Source organism: Pseudomonas sp. P42, from assembly GCF_017973755.1.
In the GTDB taxonomy this organism is placed as follows: Bacteria; Pseudomonadota; Gammaproteobacteria; order Pseudomonadales; family Pseudomonadaceae; genus Aquipseudomonas; species Aquipseudomonas iridis.
In genome coordinates, this window is sequence record NZ_JACOPU010000004.1 from 33,848 (window position 1) to 57,828 (window position 23,981).

General features: G+C 60.4%; 20 protein-coding genes, 1 pseudogene and 2 riboswitches. Of the genes and pseudogenes, 5 read left to right on the forward strand and 16 right to left on the reverse strand.

Going from position 1 to position 23,981, the window contains the following annotated elements; genetic code table 11:
• Positions 1–53 precede the first annotated feature (53 nt).
• The 8 genes from H8B20_RS13210 to H8B20_RS13245 all read right to left on the reverse strand — a co-directional run bounded on the left by H8B20_RS13210 (position 54) and on the right by H8B20_RS13245 (position 6,819).
• Positions 54–986, reverse strand: a complete 933-nt coding sequence (locus H8B20_RS13210) for a sugar kinase (protein WP_210623372.1) — start codon at positions 984–986, stop codon at positions 54–56.
• Positions 987–1,143: 157 nt separating this feature from the next.
• Positions 1,144–2,358 (reverse strand): amino acid deaminase, encoded by a 1,215-nt coding sequence (locus H8B20_RS13215; RefSeq protein ID WP_210623373.1) that lies wholly within the window; start codon positions 2,356–2,358, stop codon positions 1,144–1,146.
• Positions 2,359–2,401: 43 nt separating this feature from the next.
• Entirely contained in the window at positions 2,402–3,166 is a 765-nt protein-coding gene (locus tag H8B20_RS13220) for an IclR family transcriptional regulator (RefSeq protein WP_047301511.1), read from the reverse strand.
• A gap of 213 nt (positions 3,167–3,379) precedes the next feature.
• Positions 3,380–3,769 (reverse strand): RidA family protein, encoded by a 390-nt coding sequence (locus H8B20_RS13225; protein WP_016984340.1) that lies wholly within the window; start codon positions 3,767–3,769, stop codon positions 3,380–3,382.
• Positions 3,770–3,790: 21 nt separating this feature from the next.
• Positions 3,791–4,588 (reverse strand): amino acid ABC transporter ATP-binding protein, encoded by a 798-nt coding sequence (locus tag H8B20_RS13230; protein ID WP_047301512.1) that lies wholly within the window; start codon positions 4,586–4,588, stop codon positions 3,791–3,793.
• A complete protein-coding gene (locus H8B20_RS13235; RefSeq protein ID WP_042559394.1) occupies positions 4,585–5,247 on the reverse strand; it encodes an amino acid ABC transporter permease in 663 nt (220 codons plus the stop codon). The genes H8B20_RS13230 and H8B20_RS13235 overlap by 4 nt, the downstream gene beginning before the upstream one ends.
• A 9-nt stretch (positions 5,248–5,256) precedes the next feature.
• Positions 5,257–5,919, reverse strand: a complete 663-nt coding sequence (locus tag H8B20_RS13240; protein ID WP_024012746.1) for an amino acid ABC transporter permease — start codon at positions 5,917–5,919, stop codon at positions 5,257–5,259.
• Between the two features lie 51 nt (positions 5,920–5,970).
• Positions 5,971–6,819, reverse strand: a complete 849-nt coding sequence (locus tag H8B20_RS13245; RefSeq protein WP_210623374.1) for a transporter substrate-binding domain-containing protein — start codon at positions 6,817–6,819, stop codon at positions 5,971–5,973.
• Between the two features lie 352 nt (positions 6,820–7,171).
• Between H8B20_RS13245 and H8B20_RS13250 the strand changes: the two are divergent.
• A pseudogene (locus H8B20_RS13250) lies at positions 7,172–7,616 on the forward strand (thioredoxin family protein).
• A gap of 152 nt (positions 7,617–7,768) precedes the next feature.
• Here H8B20_RS13250 and H8B20_RS13255 read toward each other — a convergent pair.
• From H8B20_RS13255 to cobW, 5 genes are all read right to left on the reverse strand, one after another.
• Complete coding sequence (locus tag H8B20_RS13255) at positions 7,769–9,328, reverse strand: TerC family protein (RefSeq protein ID WP_210623375.1); 1,560 nt, start codon at positions 9,326–9,328, stop codon at positions 7,769–7,771.
• A gap of 368 nt (positions 9,329–9,696) precedes the next feature.
• Entirely contained in the window at positions 9,697–10,437 is a 741-nt protein-coding gene (locus tag H8B20_RS13260) for a VWA domain-containing protein (protein ID WP_200615322.1), read from the reverse strand.
• The gene (locus tag H8B20_RS13265) at positions 10,362–11,363 is read right to left on the reverse strand and encodes a magnesium chelatase ATPase subunit I (RefSeq protein ID WP_210623376.1); all 1,002 of its coding nucleotides are present in this window, start codon (positions 11,361–11,363) and stop codon (positions 10,362–10,364) included. Before H8B20_RS13265 ends, H8B20_RS13260 begins: the two co-directional genes overlap by 76 nt.
• Before the next feature lie 253 nt (positions 11,364–11,616).
• Positions 11,617–15,465 (reverse strand): cobaltochelatase subunit CobN, encoded by a 3,849-nt coding sequence (gene cobN / locus H8B20_RS13270; protein ID WP_210623377.1) that lies wholly within the window; start codon positions 15,463–15,465, stop codon positions 11,617–11,619.
• 3 nt (positions 15,466–15,468) lie between these two features.
• The gene (cobW, locus tag H8B20_RS13275) at positions 15,469–16,539 is read right to left on the reverse strand and encodes a cobalamin biosynthesis protein CobW (RefSeq protein WP_047301522.1); all 1,071 of its coding nucleotides are present in this window, start codon (positions 16,537–16,539) and stop codon (positions 15,469–15,471) included.
• A 100-nt stretch (positions 16,540–16,639) separates the two neighbouring features.
• Positions 16,640–16,851: riboswitch (cobalamin riboswitch) on the reverse strand.
• Positions 16,852–17,071: 220 nt separating this feature from the next.
• Positions 17,072–17,293, forward strand: a riboswitch (cobalamin riboswitch).
• 121 nt (positions 17,294–17,414) lie between these two features.
• On the opposite strand from cobW, the gene H8B20_RS13280 reads away from it, so the two are divergent.
• From H8B20_RS13280 to cobM, 4 genes are all read left to right on the forward strand, one after another.
• Complete coding sequence (locus H8B20_RS13280; protein ID WP_042559406.1) at positions 17,415–17,612, forward strand: CbtB domain-containing protein; 198 nt, start codon at positions 17,415–17,417, stop codon at positions 17,610–17,612.
• Between the two features lie 11 nt (positions 17,613–17,623).
• The gene (locus tag H8B20_RS13285) at positions 17,624–18,325 is read left to right on the forward strand and encodes a CbtA family protein (RefSeq protein ID WP_210623378.1); all 702 of its coding nucleotides are present in this window, start codon (positions 17,624–17,626) and stop codon (positions 18,323–18,325) included.
• Positions 18,322–18,735 carry a cobalamin biosynthesis protein gene (locus H8B20_RS13290; protein WP_210623379.1) on the forward strand — a complete coding sequence of 138 codons (414 nt, stop codon included), beginning with the start codon at positions 18,322–18,324 and terminating at the stop codon, positions 18,733–18,735. Before H8B20_RS13285 ends, H8B20_RS13290 begins: the two co-directional genes overlap by 4 nt.
• Before the next feature lie 79 nt (positions 18,736–18,814).
• Positions 18,815–19,561, forward strand: coding sequence for a precorrin-4 C(11)-methyltransferase (cobM, locus tag H8B20_RS13295; RefSeq protein WP_210623380.1), 747 nt, complete (start codon positions 18,815–18,817; stop codon positions 19,559–19,561).
• A 140-nt stretch (positions 19,562–19,701) separates the two neighbouring features.
• Here cobM and nfuA read toward each other — a convergent pair whose 3' ends face one another.
• The 3 genes from nfuA to H8B20_RS13310 all read right to left on the reverse strand — a co-directional run bounded on the left by nfuA (position 19,702) and on the right by H8B20_RS13310 (position 23,835).
• The gene (gene nfuA, locus H8B20_RS13300) at positions 19,702–20,286 is read right to left on the reverse strand and encodes a Fe-S biogenesis protein NfuA (protein WP_042559410.1); all 585 of its coding nucleotides are present in this window, start codon (positions 20,284–20,286) and stop codon (positions 19,702–19,704) included.
• A 58-nt stretch (positions 20,287–20,344) separates the two neighbouring features.
• Complete coding sequence (locus H8B20_RS13305; protein WP_210623381.1) at positions 20,345–21,358, reverse strand: acyltransferase family protein; 1,014 nt, start codon at positions 21,356–21,358, stop codon at positions 20,345–20,347.
• Between the two features lie 182 nt (positions 21,359–21,540).
• On the reverse strand, positions 21,541–23,835 hold the full coding sequence (locus H8B20_RS13310; protein ID WP_210623382.1) for a fatty acid cis/trans isomerase: 2,295 nt from the start codon (positions 23,833–23,835) through the stop codon (positions 21,541–21,543).
• Positions 23,836–23,981: the final 146 nt, after the last annotated feature.

Below are 23,981 nucleotides of genomic sequence, written 5' to 3' on the forward strand. Positions count from 1 at the left end.
TGTGGCGGCGAGCCTGCTCGCGAACGATTGCGCAGCAAGCGGCCATTCATTGGTTACCTCGGAATCAACGCTCCCGGCACTTGAATGACCTGGCTTGCCAATCGATGGCCGGCCACCGCCGCATCCTCTGGATCTCCACCCAGCAAACGACTCGCCAGATAAGCCGCACTGAACGAATCCCCCGCCGCCGTGGTGTCCACGACTTTCTCGACCTTCTGTGCCGGCACTGCAAACGCCTCACCGTCACACCGAATCAGGCACGCCTCAGCGCCGCGCTTGAGCACCACTTCCGGCGTGCCAATCTGCGCGTAAGCCTCGAACACCGCATCGCAGTCACTGAAGCCAAACAGCGCCTGCTCGTCATCCTCGGTCAGCAACGCCAGATCGATGTGCGGCAACACGCTGCGATAAGCCGCACGTGCCTCTGCCACTGACGCCCATAAACGTGGCCGGTAGTTGTTGTCGAAGACGATCCGCGCATCACGCTGGCGAGCTTCGATCAGGGTCTGGATCAATCTTTCCCTGCCCTGCGCACCGAGCACGGCCAGGGTGATGCCGCTGAAATACAGCACGTCGTAATCCGGCAACGCCGCCAGAATCGGCTCGGCTGCGGCAGTGGTAAAGCAATCGCGGACGGCCGCCTCGTTGCGCCAGTAGAGAAAGCGTCGCTCGCCGTTGGCGTCGGTCTGGATGCAATACAGACCCGGCAAGCGTCCGGGCAGGCGCTGTACGAGATCGAGGCCGATGCCTTCGCTCGACCAACTCTGACACATGGCGTCGCTGAAGCTGTCATCGCCCAACGCTGTGACGTAGTCGACTTGTGCTTTATCGCCCATGGTGCGCGACAGGTAGACGGCGGTGTTGAGGGTATCGCCGCCGAAGCTTTGCTGCAGGCTGCCGTCGGCGCGCTGCTGAAGTTCGATCATGCATTCGCCGATCAGGGCGATGCGTGGGGTGTTGGGGCCCAAGGGGCTGAGAGTGGTCATTTTTTTGTGGTGTCTCTGGTTGATCGATGGTGTCTGATCTGGCCCCATCGCTGGCAAGCCAGCTCCCACATTTTTTGGGTCGTACAAAAAATGTGCATCCACACTTCACCCTGTGGGAGCTGGCTTGCCAGCGATGGCGGCGCCTCGGTCTGAAGCCCTAGAAACACGTCTCCATGGTTTCGATCACCGACAACTGCTCATCCACCAGCAAGCCCACGCGCCATTTGTCAAAGGTCAGGCAGGGGTGGGATGTACCAAAGGAAATGATGTCACCAACGCGCAGCTCAACGCCCGGCGCCACCGTCATGAATGCATGCTGATCCATCACTGCCGTGACCTTGCACGCGCCAACGTCCTTGCCCACCGCCGGTACTACACCGACCTGGTAACGCAGCAGCGGCACCGGCAGCCCGGCGTCGTACGCCACGTCACGCTTGCCCAGTGCAATCACCGCAAACCCCGGCTCCGGCAGCGACTGCACGTGCGCCCACACTTCCAGTGCCGGACGCAGACCTTCGTGCAGATCACTGCGACGATCGAGCACGCAGCACTGCGCCTCTTTGTAGATGCCATGGTCGTGCGCCACATAACTGCCGGGGCGCAACACGCTGAGGAAGCGGCCAGCAGCGTTCTGTGCTTCGAACGATTCGGCAATCAGGTCGTACCACGCCGAGCCCGAGGCCGTAATGATCGGTTTGGCGATGGCAAACGCGCCGCTGTTCTGCAACTGCACGGCCAGGCGCACCAATGATGCGGCGAATTCGCGGATACCGCTGACCGCATGATCGCCGTGGATCACGCCCTCATATCCTTCTATACCGGTCAGCGCCAGCGCCGGTTGCGCGCTGATTGCCTTGGCCAGCTCAATGACTTCCTGTTCGCTGCGGCAACCGCATCGACCACCGACCACGCCGTACTCGATCATCACGTTGAGCTTCACACCGCGCGAGGCGAAGTAAGCGCCGAGATCGGCAACGTTGTCCGGGTGATCAACCATGCAATAGAAGTCGAACGACGGATCCGCTAGCAGATCGGCGATCAGCGCCATGTTCGGCGTACCGACCAATTGGTTGGCCATCAGCACACGACGCACACCGTTGGCGTAGGCCGCGCGGGTTTGAGTGGCGCTGGCGAGGGTGATGCCCCACGCACCGGCGTCGAGCTGACGCTTGAACAGGGCCGGGGTCATGCTGGTTTTGCCGTGGGGCGCGAGTTCGGCGCCGCTGTCGCTGACGAATGCCTGCATCCAGCGAATGTTGTGCTCCAGCGCTTCGCGGTGCAGCACCAGCGCCGGCAGGCTGACGTCTCGCACCAGGTGCGCGCCGACGGCGGCGTCGCCCTTTTCCACAGCAGTATTGATGGCAGTCGTCATGGTCAAACTCCTCGCATTCATTCGCGGCCGCAGGCAGCCGCGGTTATTCGTTGATGCGCCGGGCGAGGCTGTTGGCGCTCTCGATCAATACCCGGCGATAGTCGTTGTAATGGGTCTTGGCATCGGCCCGTGGGGCGACGATGCACAAGGTGCAAATGGCTACGCCGGAAGGGTCTTTGACCGGTGCGGCGAAGCAGTGAGTGAAGGTGTCGGCGACGCTGTCGAAGGAGAAGAACCCATCGATGCCGGCCTGACGAATTTCCGCCAGAAAGCGCTCCAGCGGCAACCGCTCGCCGTCGGGCAGGATGTAGTCGCCTTCGTCGATCAGGTCGATGATTTGCTGGTCACTCAGATGCGCGAGCAACAGACGCCCGGACGCGGTCCAGGGGATCGGCGCGTTTTCGCCGATATCGGAAGAGATACGGAAATGCCGCTCGCCCTCCTTCATCAACGCCACCGTGTATTTGCGCCCGTTGAGCAGGCACATCTGCGCGGTTTCGCGGGTCTGGCTGACGATCTCCTGCAAGGCATGATCGGCCTCGCGACTGAGGTCGAAATGACGCAAGTGCGCCTGCCCGAGAAAGTACAACTGCCGGCCCAGATAGACGTGACCGTCCTTGCCCACCGGCTCCAGAATCCGTCGTTCCAGCAGGGACGCGACGAGTTCGTAGACCGTGGATTTCGGGCTGCCGATACCGTTGGCGATGTCGTTCGGACGCAGCGGCTGGCCGATCTCCTTGAGGAAATCGAGAATATCGAACGCCCGGTCCAGACCGCGTGCCCGGCGCTTGATGGTGTCTTCGGTCATGTCATTGGGTTCCCATAAAAGTTGCCGGGATGGTAACTGGCCCGCGTTGTTGTGTCAGTCGGATCGCATCCCTCCCCCCCCCCGCCCTCTCCCGGAGGTAGAGGGAGCCTGACCATATCGATGCAGAAGGAACTGACATACCTCGGACTCCGCATCGACAGGAACCAGTCTCCTCTCCCCCGGGAGAGGGCCAGGGTGAGGGAAAGCCTTCACTCAAACCTTCTTCTTGTACGCGATGCAGTCGATCTCGACCTTGCAATCAACCATCATGCTCGCCTGCACACAGGCCCGCGCCGGCGCGTGTTCCGGTTTGAAGTACTCGCCAAAAACCTTGTTGAAACTGCTGAAATCCCGTGGATCATCCAGCCACACGCCGGCACGCACCACGTCTTCCAGGCCATACCCGGCCTCTTCGAGGATCGCGATCAGGTTCTTCATGGTCTGGTGGGTCTGCTCGACGATGCCGCCAACAATGATCTCGCCATCCACCGCTGGCACCTGACCGGAAACGTGCAGCCAGCCATCAGCTTCAACGGCACGCGCGAATGGACGAGGCTGGCCGCCTGCGGCGGTGCTGCCGGTGCCGTAACGAGTAATGCTCATGGGTGTTTCTCCTGATAAAAGTTAAAACCGCGTGTTTTTGAGGAACTCAGCCAGACGCGGCGATTGCGGGCGTTCGAACAGTTCCTTGGGAGGCCCCTGCTCTTCGATCCGCCCCTGATTCATGAATACGATTTTGTCCGAGACCTCGAAAGCGAAGCGCATCTCGTGGGTCACCAGCAGCATGGTCATGCCGTCTTCGGCCAGCCCTTTGATCACGCTGAGCACTTCGCCAACCAGTTCGGGGTCGAGGGCTGAAGTGACTTCGTCGAACAGCATCAGGCTTGGGTTCATCGCAATCGCCCGGGCAATCGCCACGCGCTGTTGCTGGCCGCCAGACAACTGGCCGGGAAAGTGATTGCGGCGCTCCAGCAGGCCAACCCGCTCCAGCCATTTCTCGGCAAGCACCACGGCTTCGTCCTTGTGCATTTTCTTCACCTTGAGCAGGCCCAGGGTGACGTTCTGCAACGCAGTCAAATGCGGGAACAGGTTGAATTGCTGGAATGCCATACCCGTCATCGCCCGATGACGAGCGATGACTTTCTCGCCATGCCGCACGCGCTTGCCATTGATCTCGTCGTAACCGATGGACTCACCGTCGAGCAGGATCTGCCCGCCCTGAAACTCTTCGAGCATGTTCACGCAGCGCAGCAAGGTGGTTTTGCCCGAACCGCTGGAACCGATCAGCGTCACGACGTTGCCGCGTTGCATGCTGAGGTCGACACCCTTGAGCACTTCGACTGCGCCGTATTGCTTGTGCAGACCGCGAATATCCAGCAACGGCTGGCCGTTTGCAGCGTTGGAAAGTTGAGCTTCAGTCATGGCAAGGCCACCCGCTTTTCAATGTGCCGGCCGAGTAATTCGATGCCGTAGTTGATGACGAAGAACAGAAAACCGGCGAACAGATAGAACTCCAGCGTCATGAAGGTCCGGGCGATGATCTGTTGGGTACTGAGGAGCAATTCGGCCACGCCGATGACCGAAAGCAAGGTCGAGGCCTTGACGATTTCGGTGGACGAGTTGACCCACGTCGGCAGGATCTGCCGCAGCGCTTGTGGCAGCAGCACGTAACCGAGCGACTGGTAAAACGTCAGGCCAATCGCCTTGCCCGCTTCCATCTGCCCGCGCGGCAACGCTTGCAATGCACCGCGCACGATTTCCGCAACGTGCGAGCCGCAGAACAGCGTCAGCCCTAACGCACCGGCCTGAAACGCGCTGATCTGCCAGCCGGCCGCTGGCGCCATATAGAAGCAGGCCAGCACCAGCACAAACACCGGCGTACCGCGAATGATGTCGACGTAAAACCGGAACGGCGCACGCATCCAGAATCTGCCGTAAGTCAGCACCAGGCCGGTGACGACGCCGAGCAACGTGCCGAACAATATCGCCAGCGCCGATACCTGCACGCTGGTCAGAAAGCCCTGCCACAAGGTTTCGCGGGCAATCCACAATTCATTCAACCAACTGGGGGATTCGTACATCACAGCCTCCTATCGGCGGATCGCCAGACGCTGCTCGAGATAACGCAGCAGCATGGCGATGAGGTAACAGGCCGCGACATACAACGCCGTGGTCACCAGCCAGGTTTCGATCACCCGGTAGCTTTCGACGTTGATCTTGCGCGCGTAATAAGTCAGCTCCGGCACCGCTATCGCGGCGGCCAGCGAAGTGTCCTTGAACAGCGAAATGAAGTTGTTCGACAGCGCCGGCAATACGTTGCGCAGCATCACCGGCACGGTGACGTAGGCTTTGACCTGCCATTCGCCGAGGCCGATCGCCAACCCGGCTTCGCGCTGCCCTTTGGGGATGCTCAGCAAACCGCCCCGGAACACTTCGGTCAGGTAGGCGCCGGCATACAACGACAGCGTGATGATGAACGAGGGAATCTTGTCCAACCGGATCCCAAGACTTGGCAACGCAAAGTAGATCAACAGAATCAACACCAGAATCGGCGTGTTACGGACCACCGTGACGTACACCGATGCCAGCACCCGCAAGGCGCGATGCTTCGACAGCAAGGCAAACGCCATCAGCAGGCCGATCACGCAGCCGATGGCGATCGACACCAGTGCCAACTGCAAGCCCAGACCGAGCCCCGCCAGCAAGGTGTCGAAATCGCGCCACACGGCGGCAAAGTTCAACTGATAGTTCATGGTCAGCAGTACCTTGAGCAGGGCGATTTGAATCGCCCCGCTCTCACGGGATCATTTGAATTCGACTGGGAAACCGATCGCGGGCGATGGCAGGTCAACGCCGAACCATTGCTTGAATGAAGCGGCGTAAGTCGGGAATTCAACGCCAGTCATGGCTTCATGCAGCGCGGTGTTGACGAAGTTCAGCCAGTCCTGATCGCCGCGTTTGACCGCGCAGGCGTAAGTCTGTGGGCTCCACGCATAGGTCGGGCTGCGATAACGGCCAGGGTTCTGCACCATCAGGTATTTGACCGAAGACTGGTCGGTGGCGGCGGCATCGGCGCGACCGGAGTTGACTGCCTGATACATCAGATCGACGCTGTCGTACTGATCAACCTTGGCTTTGGGCAGTGCCTGATGCACCAGCTCTTCGGCGTAGACGTTTTGCAGAACGGCAACGGTGACGCCGTCCCCGCCGGCCTGCAGGTCTTCGATTTCCTTGTACTTGCTGTTGTTCGGCAGCAGCAGGCCGACGCCTTCGCGGTAATAAGGCAGGGTGAACGCCACTTGCTGGGCACGGCTGGCAGTGACAGTAATGAACTGACAGCTCATGTCGACCTTGTCGGTCAGCAGGTTGGGAATCCGCGCATCGGACGACTGCACAACGAACTCGACCTTGCTCGGGTCGTTGAACAACCCCTTGGCCACAATCCGGGCGATGTCGATATCAAAACCCTGCAACTTGCCGTCCGCCCCCTGGAAATGCCACGGCGCATTGGTGCTGCCGGTGCCCACAATCAATTTCCCACGGGCCAGGACAGTGTCGAGCTTGCCATCGGCGGCCTGGGCCAGGCCCATGGCAGAGGACGAAGCCGCGAGAACAAAAACACACGCTTTAAACAAGGAAGGTCGGCGATGCATGGCAAGCACTCCAGGATGATGTTTATTCCGTTATACCGGAAGTCGGTTTGTTACTACGGAATAGACAGCAGAAAGTGTGCCACAGGACTCGGGAAGAATCTGCACTGGGTTTAAATGTTTTTGGAATCAACGGGATGCATATCGCTGCGTTAGGTATTTTTTGCGCCGCCGCTTCATGCTTGCTACCAATCACCCCACATGGCGGGTATCAGGGCTACATTTGAGTGCATAGTGATCAAATGTGGCCAGTTGCTCTGTGCTGTCTACCTGTCAACTCTGACAGTAGATTTAAAGATTCCAAGGGGATTACGGTTGCAGACAAGCACACTGTCGATTGGAAAAGGAAATTTCCATGAACCCGGCAACTCACCGTTCAGATTTGGCCCCCACGTACCGCAAAGCCCTGAAAACCTGGCGCCCGGTGATCCTGTATTTCGCCAGCGAACACTGTCCCGCCTGCGAATCGGCCGGGGCCGGTGTTTCGCAAGATTGCCGCGCCGTATCGGCTGCGGGCGAATATCTACATGCTGAACACCCGTGAATCGCCGCGCCATCCGCTGGTCACGGGTACGCCGACGGTGCTGTTCTATAAGCACGGCAGGCTGGTGAAAAAACTTTTGGGGATTGGCACTGAGGAAACGCTGGCCGCCGAGTTTGTCCGGCACATCGGCCGGACCAAGGCACCGGCAGTGCCGCGCAAGCAGCGACATGACGTTGCGTGGTTGCGTCAGTCCCTGCGACAGCTTTGCACCATTGCCCGTGGGCGGTCACTTCGAAGCTGCGCGGTACCCATGTAGGAGCTGCGGCACGCTGCGATCTTTTGACGTTGGTTTTAAAAAACAGATCAAAAGATCGCAGCGTGCCGCAGCTCCAACAGGGTTTTGCGTCGTTCAGGGGACCTGTGGGAGCCTGCTGGCGATAGGGTCAGCGTCAGCGCAGACAGTCAGATTTACGCAGTTTCACGCACCAACAACACCCGCGTCACCCGCCGCTCCTCGACCGCTTTGACCGTCATCTGCCACCCGGCATATTCCAGGCGATCGCCCTTCATCGGCAACCGATCAAGCAAACTCATTACCAGCCCGGCCATGGTCTGATAATCCTCGGTGGGTTCGGCGCCGAACCCGGTGCGCTGACGCACACGCGTCAGGTTCAATGCGCCGCTGACAACGAACCCGCCCTGCTCCTCGACCACATCCGGGCCTTCGATTTCGCTGGCATCGGGTAACTCACCGGCAATCGATTCGAGGATGTCGGTCATGGTCAGCACGCCGACAAAATCGCCGAACTCATTGACCACGAATGCAATGTGGGTGGATGCCGCGCGCATCTGTTCCAGGGCGTTGAGGATCGAATAGCTGTCGAGCAGATTGATCGTCTTGCGCGCCAGGTGTTCCAGGTTCGGCTCGGTACCCGCCAGGTATTCCTTGAGCAATTCCTTCTTGTGCACGAAGCCCAGCGGTTCATCCACGGCGCCATCACGGATGAGCGGCAGGCGCGAGTAGGACGAGTGCATCAACCTGGTACGAATCGCCTCGGCATCGTCTGCCAGGTCGATACTGTCGACGTCGGCCCGCACGGTCATCAGTTGGCGGATCGGCCGCTCGGCCAGTTGCAGCACACCGCTGATCATCACTCGCTCGCGACGGTCGAACAGCTCGGCGCTTGGCGCATCACCGTTATCCAGCAAATCGGAAATCTCCTCGCCGACTTCCTCCGCCGCCAGTGTGCGACCGCCCAGCAGACGCATGACTGCGTGGGCGGTGCGCTCACGAATCGGGCGCAGGCCCTGCATCGAGCGTTTGCGTCGAGCGCGGGCAATCTGGTTGAACACTTCGATCAGGATCGAGAAACCGATGGCCGCGTACAAGTAGCCTTTCGGGATGTGGAAGCCCAAGCCTTCAGCGGTCAGGGCAAAACCGATCATCATCAAGAAGCCCAGACACAGCATGATTACCGTCGGGTGCGCGTTGACGAAGCGCGTCAGCGGCTTGCTCGCAACGATCATCAGGCCAATGGAGATGATCACTGCGATCATCATCACCGCCAGCTCATCGACCATGCCCACTGCAGTAATCACCGCGTCGAGGGAGAACACGGCGTCGAGCACGACGATCTGCGCAACGATCGGCCAGAACAGTGCATATGCCGTGTTGCTCGTGCGCTCGCCGACATGACCTTCGAGCCGTTCGTGCAACTCCATGGTGGCTTTGAACAACAGAAACACACCGCCAAACAGCATGATCAGGTCTCGACCGGAGAAGCTCTTGTCGAACACCTCGAACAGCGGCTGCGTGAGGGTGACCAGCCAGGAGATACTCGCCAATAGGCCCAGGCGCATGATCAGTGCCAGCGACAGACCGATGATCCGCGCACGGTCACGCTGGTGCGGCGGCAGTTTATCCGCAAGAATTGCGATGAACACCAGGTTGTCGATACCCAGCACCAGTTCCAGCACGATCAATGTCAACAAGCCTAACCAGGCCGTGGGATCCGCTAACCATTCCATAAAACGTCTCGATCTCTATTCAGTTAATTCAGGCTGCCGGGCACGGCAAAGCGCAACGCGAAGGCTCTGGGGCCGCGTTATCAACGATAGTCGTGTATCGGAAAACCGGATGCTGCGAGTGCGTCAAGACCGCGCCATTGCGCGAGGGGAATGTTCTTCGTATCTGAAGACTGGGAGGCTCCGAGCGGGTGTTCATGTAAATCCTGAATGAAAAAAGGCCTTGAAGCGTACAGCCTGAAGTGACTTTTCCTACAGCTCGAAATCATTTCAAAATCTGTAACAGCGTCCAAATCACCCTGTAGGAGCTGCCGCAGGCTCCTACAGGTTTGAATCCGTGAATTCGGAGCGACCTGCTGGCGAAGAGGGCTTCAGGCCGGGATAAGATCATCAATATGCCGATAATCCGCATCCAGCGCCCCGGCCAGATCTTTCGCGCGTCCCAACCGGATCGGCCCACGCTCGATGTCGATCAACAGCCCCGGGCATTCCAGCGCCGGCAAACCTGTCCACGCTTTCAAACGTCCATCCGTGACCACCAGCAAGCGCTGTTGCTCGGCAGGAAAGCGCTTGCGCCGGACCGTCAGCCATTGCTGCGCCTGTGACAATGCCGCGACTAACGGCGTACCGCCGCCCGCACCCAAGCCATCAAGCCAGGTGCGCAAATCGCGGGATGCTTTCAAACCCTGTACCTGCCACTTCGGTGTCGCACCACTGGCGGTCAGCAATGCCAACCGCGCACGTTGTCGATAGGCGTCATCGAACAGCTGCGCGAGCAGGCCTTTGGCATCGCTCAATGCCTGATGACGGCGCGTCGACGCCGAGGCATCGACGATCACCAGCCACAACTCATGGGGCGTGCGCGTGCGCAGTTGGAACAGCAGGTCTTCACGACGTTGCGGACGCCCCTTGAGCAGCGTTCCCGGCCAGTTCACTGAACCACTGCGAGCCGCGTGACGTTTGCCCTGGCGTCCGTTGTCGAGCCGACCGGCACGAGGTCTGGCATTCGCCCCCGCGTCGGATCGGGGGCGAATGCCTAGGGCTTTTTTGGCCAGCTCGGGATTTCGCGGCGGCTGCCCGTGGCGAGGGCCGGGGCCGGCATGTCGCCCCACTGACCCTGCCCTTCGCTCGGGTTGGCTGCAGCGTTTTCCGGGGATTGCGCCGGTTGTTGAGGGCTTGAGGATGGCTGTTCACGACGACGATGGCGCAAGGCAAATTCGGCCACTGCGTCGATGTCCTCTTCGCCAATCGCCTCAGCTGCGCGCCATGCCGCGTGCGCACGCGCCGCACGCAGCCACACCAGATCGGCGCGCAAGCCATCGACGCCGGCGGCAAAACAGCGTTCGGTGATTTGCGCCAGTGCAGCATCGTCCAGAGGAATGCCGGCCAACGCGCTACGAGCGTTTTCACAGCGCTCGCGCAAACCTTGTTGGGCGGTTTCCCACTGCGCGCAGAACGCTTGCGGGTCGCTGTCGAAGTCGAGGCGTCGGCGAATGATCTGCCCGCGCTCGGCCGGCGCTGTGTGGCCGCTGAGCGCGACGTTGAGGCCAAAGCGATCGAGCAACTGTGGGCGCAACTCGCCCTCTTCCGGGTTCATCGTGCCGATCAGGACGAATTTCGCCGAGTGCCGGTGGGAGATGCCATCACGCTCGACCACGTTGGTGCCGCTGGCCGCGACGTCGAGCAGCAGATCCACCAAGTGATCGGGCAGCAGATTGACTTCATCGACGTAGAGCACGCCGCCGTCAGCCTTGGCCAGCACGCCGGAGGAAAACTGCGCGCGACCCTCGCTGAGGGCGGCGTCGAGATCGAGGGTCCCGACCAGACGTTCTTCGGTGGCGCCCAGCGGCAAAGTGACGAACTGACCGCTGGCGAGCAGGTCCGCCAAGCCCCGGGCCAGGGTCGACTTGGCCATGCCGCGTGGGCCTTCGATCAGCACGCCACCGATTTTCGGGTCGATGGCGGTGAGGCACAGGGCGAGTTTGAGGTCATCGGCGCCGACCACGGCGGAGAGCGGGAAATGGGGAGTGTCGGTCATCTTTGGCTTTTCTCTTTCGTGGTCGTTGGTGTGCTTGAGCATTTGGGTGTGTCAGGTGGTGTTGCCCTCACCCTAGCCCTCTCCCAGAGGGAGAGGGGACTGATCGGGGGATGTTGTGAAAATACGCCGACCTGAAACGCCCTGCCGAATCCATAATCGACTCGGCCTTTCAGGTCGATGCATGGCACAAGACACTTCGGTCGGCTCCCTCTCCCTCCGGGAGAGGGTTGGGGTGAGGGTAGCTTTTGAACGGCTACACATCTTCCTCTATATCCAGCAACAAACTCTCCAGCGCCTCTTTATACGCCCCCGGATCCTGCCACATCCCGCGTTGCTGCGCTTCCAGCATGCGTTCGGTCATGTCCCGCAGTGCATGTGGATTATGCTCGCGGACAAAATCGCGAGTGGCCGGATCAAGCAGATAAGCGTCAGCCAGCAATGCGTATTGATGATCATCGATCAACTGTGTGGTGGCATCGAATGCGAAAAGGTTGTCGACCGTAGCCGCCATTTCAAACGCACCTTTGTAGCCGTGACGTTTGACCCCGTCGATCCATTTCGGATTGGCCGCACGCGAGCGGATGACCCGATTCAACTCTTCTTTCAAAGTACGGATCTTCGGCAAGTCCGGCTGGCTATGATCGCCGTGATAACTGGCCGCGGCTTCACCGCGCAGGGTTTCCACGGCTGCGAGCATGCCGCCCTGGAACTGGTAATAGTCGTTGGAATCAAGCAAGTCGTGCTCGCGGTTGTCCTGATTCTGCAGCACCGCTTGCACCTGACTCAGGCGCTGGACGAATTGTTCCCGGGCAGCGGTGCCTTCATCGGCACCGCCATAGGCGTAAGCGCCCCAGTTCAGGTAAACCTCGGCCAGATCCTCGCGGGTCTGCCACAGACGACCGTCGATGGCGCCTTGCACACCGGCGCCATAAGCACCGGGTTTGGCACCAAAGATTCGCCAACCGGCCTGGCGCCGTGCGGCCTCTTCATCCAGACCCGTTTGCAGCAAGGCCTCGCGTTCGGCGCGCACTTTGGCGGCCAGAGGGTTCAGATCGTCGGGTTCGTCCAGCGCCGCCACCGCTTGCACGGCGGCGTCGAACAAACGGATCAGGTTGGCAAACGCATCGCGGAAGAATCCGGAGACCCGCAGCGTAACATCGACCCGCGGTCGGTCCAGAAGGCTCAGCGGCAGGATCTCGAAATCGTCGACTCGCTGGCTGCCCGTGGCCCACACCGGGCGCACGCCCATCAGCGCCATGGCCTGGGCAATGTCATCACCGCCAGTGCGCATCGTCGCCGTGCCCCATACCGAGAGACCGAGTTGGCGCAGATGGTCGCCGTGGTCCTGCAGGTGTCGCTCGAGAATCAGCGTGGCCGACTGGAACCCGATGCGCCACGCGGTGGTGGTCGGCAGGTTGCGCACGTCCACCGAGTAAAAGTTGCGCCCTGTCGGCAGTACGTCGAGACGGCCGCGACTCGGCGCACCGCTCGGGCCGGCCGGGACGAAACGGCCGCTGAGGGCATCGAGCAGGCCGCGCATTTCTGCCGGACCGCAGGCGTCTAGGCGCGGGGCCACGACTTCGCGCAAACCCTGGATGATCAGATGTACATCAGACCACCCCGGCCCCTGTGGCAGCGAGCCGGTTCGCGAAAGCGGTGGATCAGGTAATTCCATGACACCTGACACGGCGCCTTCGCGAGCAGGCTCGCTCCCACAGAAACCGTGCAAGGTTTCAGAGATCAGTTCGGCGGCGAACAGTTCGAGGCGTTCGCGGGTGTCGCCGGCCGTGCGCCAGACTTCATCGGTCACGGTTTGCAGTTCGATGGGACGCGGGCCAACCCACGGCTCAGCCAGCGCACAATCCAGCGGATCCAAGCCCAGTTCAAACGCCTTGGCCAGCGCCCGCAACAGGCTCGACTGCGCCCCTTTGCCATCGCCGCGCGGAATGCGCAGCAACGCCAACAAAGTATCGATACGCAAACGCCCGGAGGGTGATTCGCCAAAAATGTGCAAGCCATCGCGGATCTGCGATTCCTTCAAATCACACAGATACGTGTCCAGACGCGGCAGCCAGATCGCGGCATCGGCATCGCTGTCCATCGCGGCATCCAGTTGCAGTTCGCGGTCGATCTGCGTATCGCGCACCAGCTGCAGAATATCGCGCTGCAATTCGCGGGCGCGGCGTGGATCGAGCAGCTGCGCTTCGTAATATTCGTCGGCCAACAGTTCCAGATTACGCAGCGGACCATAGGTTTCGGCGCGGGTCAGCGGCGGCATCAGGTGATCGATGATCACCGCTTGCGTGCGCCGTTTGGCCTGGGCGCCCTCGCCCGGGTCGTTGACGATAAACGGATAGATATTCGGCAACGGCCCAAGCAGCGCATCCGGCCAACAGTGTTCCGAGAGCCCGACGCCCTTGCCCGGCAGCCATTCAAGGTTGCCGTGTTTGCCAACGTGGATCACGCCGTGGGCGCCATAGGTGTTGCGCAGCCAGAAATAGAACGCCAGATAACCGTGCGGTGGCACGAGATCCGGGTCGTGGTACACCGCGCTCGGATCGACCTGATAACCGCGCGCCGGTTGGATGCCGACGAACGTCAGGCCAAAGCGCAACCCGGCAATCATCAAGCGCCCGTCGCGGCACATCGGATCGTTTTGTGGCGGGCCCCAGCGCTCGATCACTGCCGCGCGATTGGCCTCGGGCAGTGCGTTGAACATCGTCAGGTAATCGTCCATCGCCAGACTTTGCTGGCACGGGCGCAAATCGATGGTGTCGAGATCATTGCTGACGCCACCGAGCAATTGCTGGATCAGCGCTGTGCCGCTGTCCGGCAACTCAGCCGTTACCGGATAACCCTCGGCCTGCAACGCCCGCAAGATATTCAGCGCTGCCGCCGGCGTGTCGAGGCCGACACCATTGCCGATGCGCCCGTCGCGAGTCGGGTAGTTGGCGAGAATCAGCGCAATGCGTTTCTCGGCATTCGGCACCCGCGCCAGATCGATCCAGCGTCGTGCCAGTTCCGCGACAAAATCCATGCGTTCGGGTTGCGCCCGATAGCAGACCACGTCGGACTGACTGCGCTCGCTGCGCCAGGCCAGATCCTTGAAGCTGATCGGGCGGCTGATGATGCGTCCGTCGAGTTCCGGCAAGGCGATGTGCATCGCCAGGTCCCGCGGACCGAGGCCCTGCTCGCTCTCGCGCCAACCGGGTTCGTTGTCCTGAGCGCAGATCGCCTGAATCACCGGGATGTTGCGGCGAAACGGCCGCAAGTGCGGCGCTTCGGGACTCGACTGAGCAAAACCGGTGGTGTTGAGAATCACCCCCGCCTCGACTTCATCCAGCCAGTCCTCGACCACCGACAGACAGCCGGGCTCTTTCAGACTCGCCACCGCAATCGGTAAAGGGTTCAGCCCTGCCGCTTGCAAGCGCTGGCAGAAAACATCGATGAACGCGGTGTTCGCCGCCTGCAAATGCGAGCGGTAAAACAGCACCGCCGCGACCGGCTGATCGGGCCGCCAATCGGCCTGCCAGTCATTCAGTGCGGCGCTGATTTTTTGTGGATGGTAAATCGCCGTGCGTGGCAGGGATTGTGGTTCGCCCCACGGGTAATCGCGGGCGAGCCAACGGCTGGCCAGGCAATGAAAGAAATCCACTGCGTTGCCCATGCCGCCCTGACGCAGGAACTGCCAGAGCCGGTCACGATCCTCGGCGTTGACGGTGCTCAGGTCACTGAGTTCCGGATCGGGACGATCATCACCCGGCACCAGCATCACGTGCACGCCGCGCTCTGACAACTCGATCAAACGCTCGACGCCGTAACGCCAATAGGCAATACCGCCGTGCAGCGAGATCAGAATAACTTTGGCGTGGCGCAGCACCTCATCGACATAGAGGTCGACCGAAGCGTGATTCTGCACCTGCATGGGATTGGCCAGGCGCAGGCTCGGATAATCCTCGGGCAATTGCTGCGCAGCTTCGGCGAGCAGCGCCAGGCTGGAATCGCCGCTGCACAGGATCACCAGCTCGGCGGGGGTTTGCCCCAGGTCCGCGATGTTGTCATCCGAGACGAAACCGCCGGGCTGGGTCCTGAGCAGGTGCATGGGTTAAACGCTGAGCGCAGCGCGCAGTTGCGCTTCGAGTTGAGCGGCGTCGAGCTCCTGACCGATCAACACCAGACGCGTGACGCGCGCTTCATCGGCGCCCCACTGACGGTCGAAATGCTTGTCGAAACGCGTGCCCACGCCTTGAATCAGCAAGCGCATCGGCTTGTTCGGGATCGCCGCAAAGCCCTTCACACGCAGGATGCCGTGCTTGACCACCAGTTGCGTCAGCGCGTCGAGCAACAGGCTTTCGTCGGCTTGCGGCAGTTCGATGGAGATCGAATCGAAGGCGTCGTGATCGTGGTCATCGTGGTCGTCATCACCGTCGTGGTGATGGTCGTGATGGCTGTGACGGCTGTCGATGTGTTCTTCGGAACCGGCGCCGAGGCCGATCAGCACGTCCAGCGGCACGCGACCACTGCTGGCTTCGATGATCTTCACCGCTGGCGGCAGCTCTTCGGCGACTTCCAGGCGTACGCGCGCCAGGTCTTCAGGGCTGATCAAATCGGATTTGTTGAGGATGACGAGGTCGGCGCTGGCCAGTTGGTCGGCAAACAATTCGTGCAGCGGCGATTCGTGATCCAGGTTCGGGTCGAGTTTGCGCTGGGCATCGACTTGATCCGGGAACGCGGCGAAGGTGCCAGCGGCCACGGCCGGGCTGTCGACCACGGTGATCACCGCGTCAACCGTGCAGGCGCTGCGGATTTCCGGCCACTGGAAGGCTTGCACCAACGGTTTTGGCAGGGCCAGGCCAGAGGTTTCGATGAGGATATGATCGAGGTCACCGCGACGGGCAACAAGCTCGCGCATTACCGGAAAGAACTCTTCCTGAACGGTGCAGCACAGGCAGCCGTTGGCCAGTTCATAGACGCGGCCGGTGGCTTCTTCTTCGGTGCAACCGATGGTGCATTGCTTGAGGATTTCACCGTCGATGCCCAACTCGCCAAACTCGTTGACGATCACCGCAATACGGCGGCCCTGCGCGTTGTCGAGCATGTGCCGCAGCAGCGTGGTTTTGCCCGAGCCGAGGAAGCCGGTGACGATGGTGACAGGGAGTTTGGCCAGTGTTTTCATCGGTATGCCCTTTGGCAAAGTGGCGGGCATACGGGACGAGAACCGGCACCGCGCGTGCGTGCCTGGAGAGTTCGCCACCGGATCACCCCGCCCGGTTGAATTGAGAATCTGTGACGAGGCAGGTCTCCTGGCTGACGGTGTTCAGGCGCCGGGCCTGGCATTCGCTGCGCCTTCCCGCGGGCTCTGTGGATTGAGCTTGCAGTGGCGTGGCAGCGAATATCACCGTTCACAGTTGCGGGGGCAGCCGCGGCATTGACCGCGTTCCCTTCTTAGCTTCGGCAATGCCGAAGAACCTCGAAGGCGCAAGGCTACGCATGGTGTGGGGATGGGTCAATGGGGGGGTGGGGCTGCCGAGAGGGCAAAAAATCAAAAGCCCCTCACCCTGGCCTTCTCCCTGAGGGAGAGGGGACTGATCGAGGCATCAGGAAGAATGACGCCGACTTGGAAAGACCAAGTCGAATTCCAATTTTGAAAGGGCCGAAAATCGGCGCCCTCTCCCATTCAATTGACTAAAATCCCGCCCTCATGCTTTCCTACACAACTTGTTACGGGTGCCCTTCATAGGGTGAAACGGGAAACCGGTGAATCATGTGCTTTACTCAGAGCCATGTCAGTCCGGTGCTGCCCCCGCAACGGTAAGCGAGCGAAGCGTCAGATCCACTGTGCCATTGCGGCATGGGAAGGTGACGCTTGCAGGTCGGCCTGACGCCAACCCCTCGTGAGCCCGGAGACCGGCCCGCAACACACAGCGCGCACCTGCGTCGCTGAACATAACAAACCCGCGGTGGGCGGGCGCTGTTTGAACCTCTGCGTGCCCGCGCCGCAGGGGTTTTCACGCGCTCTATTCACCTGCTGACATTCCAGAGGGAAGCGCCATGTCAATCATCACCAGCACCGGCAGCAACACGGACAAAATCTCCAGCACCGCCACCCTGAGCCAGCGCCTGACCGCCGCCATTTTCGCGTCGATCCTGGGTGCAGGCCTCGTCTATTTCGCGGGTTTCTCGCACATCGAAGCCGTGCACAACGCGGCTCACGATACCCGCCACAGCGCCGCGTTCCCGTGCCACTGAGACCTGCCGACATGATCAAGCGAATTGCTCAAACCGCAGGTTTCACCGGTCTGCTGGCCGCCCTGCTGCTCACGCTGCTGCAAAGTTTCTGGGTGTCGCCGCTGATTCTTCAAGCCGAAACCTATGAAAAATCCGAACCTGTTGCCGCCGTTCACGAACACGCCGCCGGCACTGCCGCGCACACCCATGATGCCGAAGCCTGGGAGCCGGAAGACGGCTGGCAGCGCGTGCTTTCGACCACGGGTGGCAATCTGGTGGTGGCCGTGGGTTTTGCCCTGATGCTGGCCGGCCTCTACACCCTGCGCGCGCCGACCAAAACTTCGCAAGGTCTGCTGTGGGGTCTGGCCGGTTACGCGACGTTCGTCCTCGCACCGACCCTGGGCTTGCCGCCTGAACTGCCGGGCACTGCCGCGGCGGATCTGGCTTCGCGGCAGTTGTGGTGGATCAGCACCGCCGCTTCAACCGCTGCCGGTTTGGCGTTGATTGCGTTCAGCCGTCATTGGCTGATGAAAATCCTCGGTGTGGCCATCCTCGCTGTACCGCACGTGATCGGCGCCCCGCAACCGGAGGTGCATTCGATGCTCGCTCCAGAAGCACTGGAAGCGCAGTTCAAAATCGCCTCGCAATTGACCAACGTAGCGTTCTGGCTGGCATTGGGCCTGATCAGCGCCTGGTTGTTCCGCCGCAAGAACGACGGTCAATACCACGCATGACGACTGACAGCGCAGCGCCGACTTTCGTGGTCGGTCTGGGCTGCCAGCGCGGCTGCCCTGCGAGCACGCTGCGCGCGTTACTCGATCAAGCCTTGCAAGCCAATCGCATCGAACTGCATGCCGTGAAGGCTCTGGCCAGCATCGACTTGAAGCGCGATGAACCCGGCCTGCAGGAACTCGCGAATCAACTGGCCCTGCCGCTGCTTTACTTCAGCAGTGAGGAATTGGCCAGTTATGAACTGCAACTCAGCCACCATTCGCAGATTGCCTTCGAACGCACCGGTTGTTATGGCGTAGCGGAAAGCGCCGCACTGGCACTCGCCGAACAGCTGATTCAGGCACCGGCAAAGCTACTGATTTCTCGACAAAAATACGCACAGGCAACGCTGGCATTGGCCGGCGCCGCGTAAATTCCCGATAATCTCCGCCATCAATCATGAGCAATCTTCATCTGAAGCGTTGCCGTGCCTATTTCCCAAGGATTCAACGATGACCGTTTACTTCATCGGCGCCGGCCCAGGCGACCCGGAATTGATCACCGTCAAAGGCCAGCGGCTTATTCGCAGTTGCCCCGTGATCATCTACGCAGGCTCGCTGGTACCGGCGGCGGTGCTCGATGGTCATCAGGCACAGACACTGGTCAATAGCGCTGAATTGCATCTGGAGCAGATCATCGATCTGATCAAAACTGCCCATGCCCAAGGCCAGGATGTGGCGCGGGTGCATTCCGGAGATCCGAGTCTGTATGGCGCGATTGGCGAGCAGATCCGCTATCTGCGTGAACTGAATATCCCGTTTGAAATCATCCCCGGAGTGACAGCGACTGCGGCATGCGCGGCGTTGCTGGGCGCAGAACTCACGCTGCCTGACGTATCGCAAAGCGTGATCCTGACCCGCTATGCCGACAAGACGGCAATGCCCGCCGGCGAAGAGTTGGGCAGTCTGGCGCAGCATGGCGCGACGATGGCGATTCATCTGGGGGTCAATCATCTGGAAAAGATCCTGACTGAACTGCTGCCGCATTACGGCGCCGACTGCCCGATCGCGGTGATTCACCGAGCGACCTGGCCGGATCAGGACTGGGTGGTGGGGACGCTGGCGGATATCGCCGAGAAGGTTGCCGCCAAAGGCTTTCGCCGCACAGCGTTGATTCTGGTTGGGCGGGTGTTGGGGAGTGAGGTGTTCAGCGAGTCATCGCTGTATCGCGCCGGGCATGCGCATCTGTATCGCCCATGACGGCCCCTTCGCGAGCAGGGTTGGTGAACGACATGGCTTCAATGTGGGAGCGAGCCTGCTCGCGAAGGCGTCCTGGAACTTCACACAAAAAAACGGCACTCACGGGTGCCGTTTTTTTATGCTCGCAGTGAACGCCTGACTTAGTAGTAGGCGTTTTCTTTCTGCGTATGGTCAGTCACGTCGCGAACGCCTTTGAGCTCCGGAATACGCTCAAGCAAGGTGCGCTCGATGCCTTCCTTCAGGGTCACGTCTGCCTGGCCGCAGCCTTGGCAACCACCACCGAACTGCAACACAGCGATGCCGTCTTCAACCACATCAATCAGGCTGACCTGACCGCCGTGGCTGGCCAGCCCCGGGTTGATTTCGGTTTGCAGGTAATAGTTGATGCGCTCGTTGACCGGGCTTTCGGCGTTGACCATCGGGACTTTGGCGTTCGGCGCCTTGATGGTCAGTTGGCCGCCCATGCGGTCGGTGGCGTAATCGACAACGGCGTCATCGAGAAACGCTTCGCTGAACGAATCGATATACGCGGTGAAGCTTTTCAGCCCCAGCGCGGTATCTTCAGGTTTTTCTTCGCCCGGCTTGCAGTAGGCAATGCAGGTTTCGGCGTATTGGGTGCCAGGCTGGGTGATGAAGACGCGGATGCCGATGCCCGGGGTGTTCTGCTTGGAAAGCAGATCGGCCAGGTAATCGTGGGCGGCGTCAGTAATGGTAATAGCGGTCATGGAAACTCCTCGCAGGCTTGTGGCGGAGTTTACGCCAATCGTTGCGCCGGACAAAGTCCTAGTATTTTTGTCGGGAATGATTCTCGACGGAACGGTCATCTATTTGCGCCTTGAGCCAACGATAGCTGCGTTTTTCCACCCATTCGTAGCTCAGCCACGAGCCCGCACCAATGGCCAGCACACATACGATAAACATCAGATACGGGTTGATGGCGTATCGTTGAGCGATAAATCCACCTGCAGACAGCACCAGCACGTGCATCAAATACACCGAATATGAACAATCCCCGAGCAGCTTGAGCGCTTTGCTGCGCTCGACGTAGCGCTCCAGCGCGATGCACGCCATGACCAGCACCGCGCTCGGCACGCCCCAGTTCAGTAGTCTCGGTCCCGGAGCCAGATGATAAATCGCTGCTAATGCACCAACGATGCCCAACAGCGGCAGCCATAACCCCGCCCCGATCAGCCCTCGGCGGTAGAGCACGCCGATGCCGATCCCCAGCAAAAATTCATAGACGATGTCTGCCCGGTAAAACTCGTTGAGCAAGCCGAACGCCTGGCAAGCGGCAAACAACAGCGTCGCGACCACCAGCAGGCGCACCTGCCAGCGGAACACCAGCGCGCAGGCAAACAGCACGTAAAACAGCATTTCGTAATTGAGTGTCCAGCCGACATTTAGGGTGGGGTAGATGCCGTAACCACCAGGGTTTTGCGTCGGGATAAACAGTAACGATAAGAGGAAATGACGCCATTCCAGCGTCTGATCCGGCAACACCGGATGGGCGAACACCACCAGCAGCGCCATCAACAGCGTATACAGCCAGTACGCCGGGACGATGCGAAACAGCCGATACAGAAGGAATTTCCCGGGTCGCAGATCCTTGTCTTCGGTGGACAGGAAAATTACCAGACCGCTGATGACAAAGAAGATGTCGACCCCCACCGCGCCCTTGTCGATGAACAACTGGCCAATCGGCCCGCGCGCTTGGAAGCCGAAAAAAATCTGCATGAAGTGATGGCAGACCACTGTCCACGCGGCAAGCGCCCGCAAGGCCTGCACTGAAATCAACATTGATCACTCCTGTCCACCCCCTCAAACCACCGCAAAGCCCTTGTGGAGTGGACTAGCTCGCGATAACGGAATGTCAGGCACCAGAAATGCTCAAGGGGCCGGGGCAATCGCGAGCAGGCTCAGCGCCACAGGGGTTTTGCGATGCTGCTTGAAAACTGGGACAGCAGGTATTGCTCAAATGATCAAAGATTCTCGTAGCGATTCATGTCCAGCACGCCCTCTTCCACCGGATCGGTTTCGTGGATGTACTGACTCAAATCGTGGAAATAGAACCAGAATTGCGGATGACTGCGACGAATACCCCAGCGTTCGACGATTTTTTCGAAACGGTTGGCATCCTTGGCATTCTCCATCGCATCGACGAATGCCGGCACCTGATCAGCGGGAATGTTGAAGATGAAGTTCGGATAACTGCTGAGTACACCCGGATAGATGGTCAGCGTATCCAGCCCCGGCTGATAGCGCAGGGACTCACCCAGCAGAAACGCCACGTTACTGTGCGCGCGGTTGCGCATCAGACTGTAGGCCTCGCGTTTACCGCTGGCCGTTTCGACACGCAGCATGGTCGCTTCCGGCAATTGATCGATGACCTTCAAACCGGCCGCCGGGCGTGAAGTCAGACGGCTCAGCGCCTGCTCGGCATTTTGCAACGCCGGATCGATATTCGGCCGCGAGCAATAAGCGCCGGCGCACCGGTTGATCGGGTCTGGCCGCGCATTGAGATCGCCATAGCGCGCGAGCAACTGCATGGCGAAGTCGTGTTTCGGGTCCTTCTCATCGAGTTTCAGCGCGGTCGGCTTGTCGTCGTCGATGGCTTCGTAATCGAGCCACATCTTGAACTGGCCACCGCTCTGGTACCAATCGTTGAGGTAGTCCTCACGGGAATCGGCCGGCATCAGGCGCAGGAAATTCTGCTCTGCACCGTTGCGAATCAGGTCGAAATACAGGCGGGTTTGCGCCTGATGCGAGACATTGCCGAAGACATCGAAGTTGACCGCCAACTGGTAATAGGTGCGCTCCAGCAGCGGGTAGTCGAACAGCCACATCGTTTGCGGCACTTCACCAATCAGGCCTTTGGTCACCGAGGCACTGTCGAAGTGGCGGAAGATGCTCAGCAACGCGTTGTCGTTGCCCGCCCACAGGGTCGACCAGCTCGGCGCCGGCAAGTCGGCGTAACTGTCACGACGCAGCGCCTCGTATTCATTACGTTTGTCGCGGTAGTTGCGCCACAGGCTCAGCACGCTGCCGACATCGTCGTTCTGCCCGGGCATGGCCAGCAACGGCGTGGCCTGGCCGCGATAGTTAGGGTCGGTGATGTACAGGTCATGTTCCGGCGCCTGGAACAGTGCCCAGAAGTTGTCGCGAATCACGTCGGTCGCGATCTGCCCCCGACACACCGGGCCGCGAATAAACGTGCGGACGAAGTATTCAGCGTTGTCGAGCATGAACTGATAGCGCGCCTGCGCCGGAATCGCCTCGAATGTGACAAACGGATTGGCCCGGCTCTGCGGACCGTAACCCGGCAGCGCGTTGACCTGCCAGTCGCCGCTATAGAACAGGCTTTTTACCCGCGCCATCTTCTCCGCGCTCAGCGGATAGGTGATGTGGGTCTTGTGTACGATCACGCCCTGTATCGGCCACAAGCGGTAATACACCCGCGTGCCGGGATCGTCATTGGGGCGGCGAGTGGCGATCAGGTCGATCGGCTGACCGGGCGGTGTACGCGAGCGCACCCACTGAAAAAAGTGCCCGGACTCGCCGCCCTTGAAATAGATGTGGGCCAGATACAAGTGCTCGAACAACCAGCGGCCGACCAGACTTTCCCGTGCACCGGGCTGGTTGAGCAGATTTTCCCATTGCACAATCTGCATCGCTTCCTGGGCACTCGGCGCCAGGCCTTGTTCGTCGATTGGCGCACCGGAGGCCAGCCAGCGCTGCAAGGTCTGGTATTGCTGATCGGTCAGGCCAGTGACGGCCAGCGGCATGCCTTCTTTCGGGTGAGCGCCTGCATAGCCGTCAAATTCCGCGGGCATCGCGCACATGTTCGGGCGGTTGAGACCCAAGACTATGTTTTCTGGCAGTTTGGCGTTGGGCTCAAGCGGGGTCTTGTGCCCCAGCTCCAGCATGCGCGCCATCAGCGCAGCCTGACTGCCCTGGGCGTCGAGCACCGAGTAAAAGCCTTTCTGCTGCCAGGCGCGTTGGCCGAAAGCGTCGTAGAACAATCGCGTGGTCGGCGCCGCCTGACTGCGCTCGCCGTCGTAGACCGGCATTTTGCTCGCGCCACGCCCGGCGCCCTCGCCACTGCCCAGATTGAGCTGGCAGGCAGAGTCGTAGCACGCATGGCAGGCCACGCACTTCTCGGTGAAGATAGGCTGAATGTCGCGGCTGTATGAAATTGAGGATGAGATCGAAGGATCTTGCGCAGCGGCGCCCCAGCTTATGAACAGCAAGAAAATGCTGATGACGCGGTATGACATGCCCGGAATCCCGATCCTGAAGAAAAACGCTGCGATTCTACAGTTCTGACGCTCGTACCAACATGAGCGATATTCATGCAAAACCTGCACATGCTCCAAAACCGCACAGGTTTGTTATGATCCCGCTCCTTCGTAATGGTCTTTCC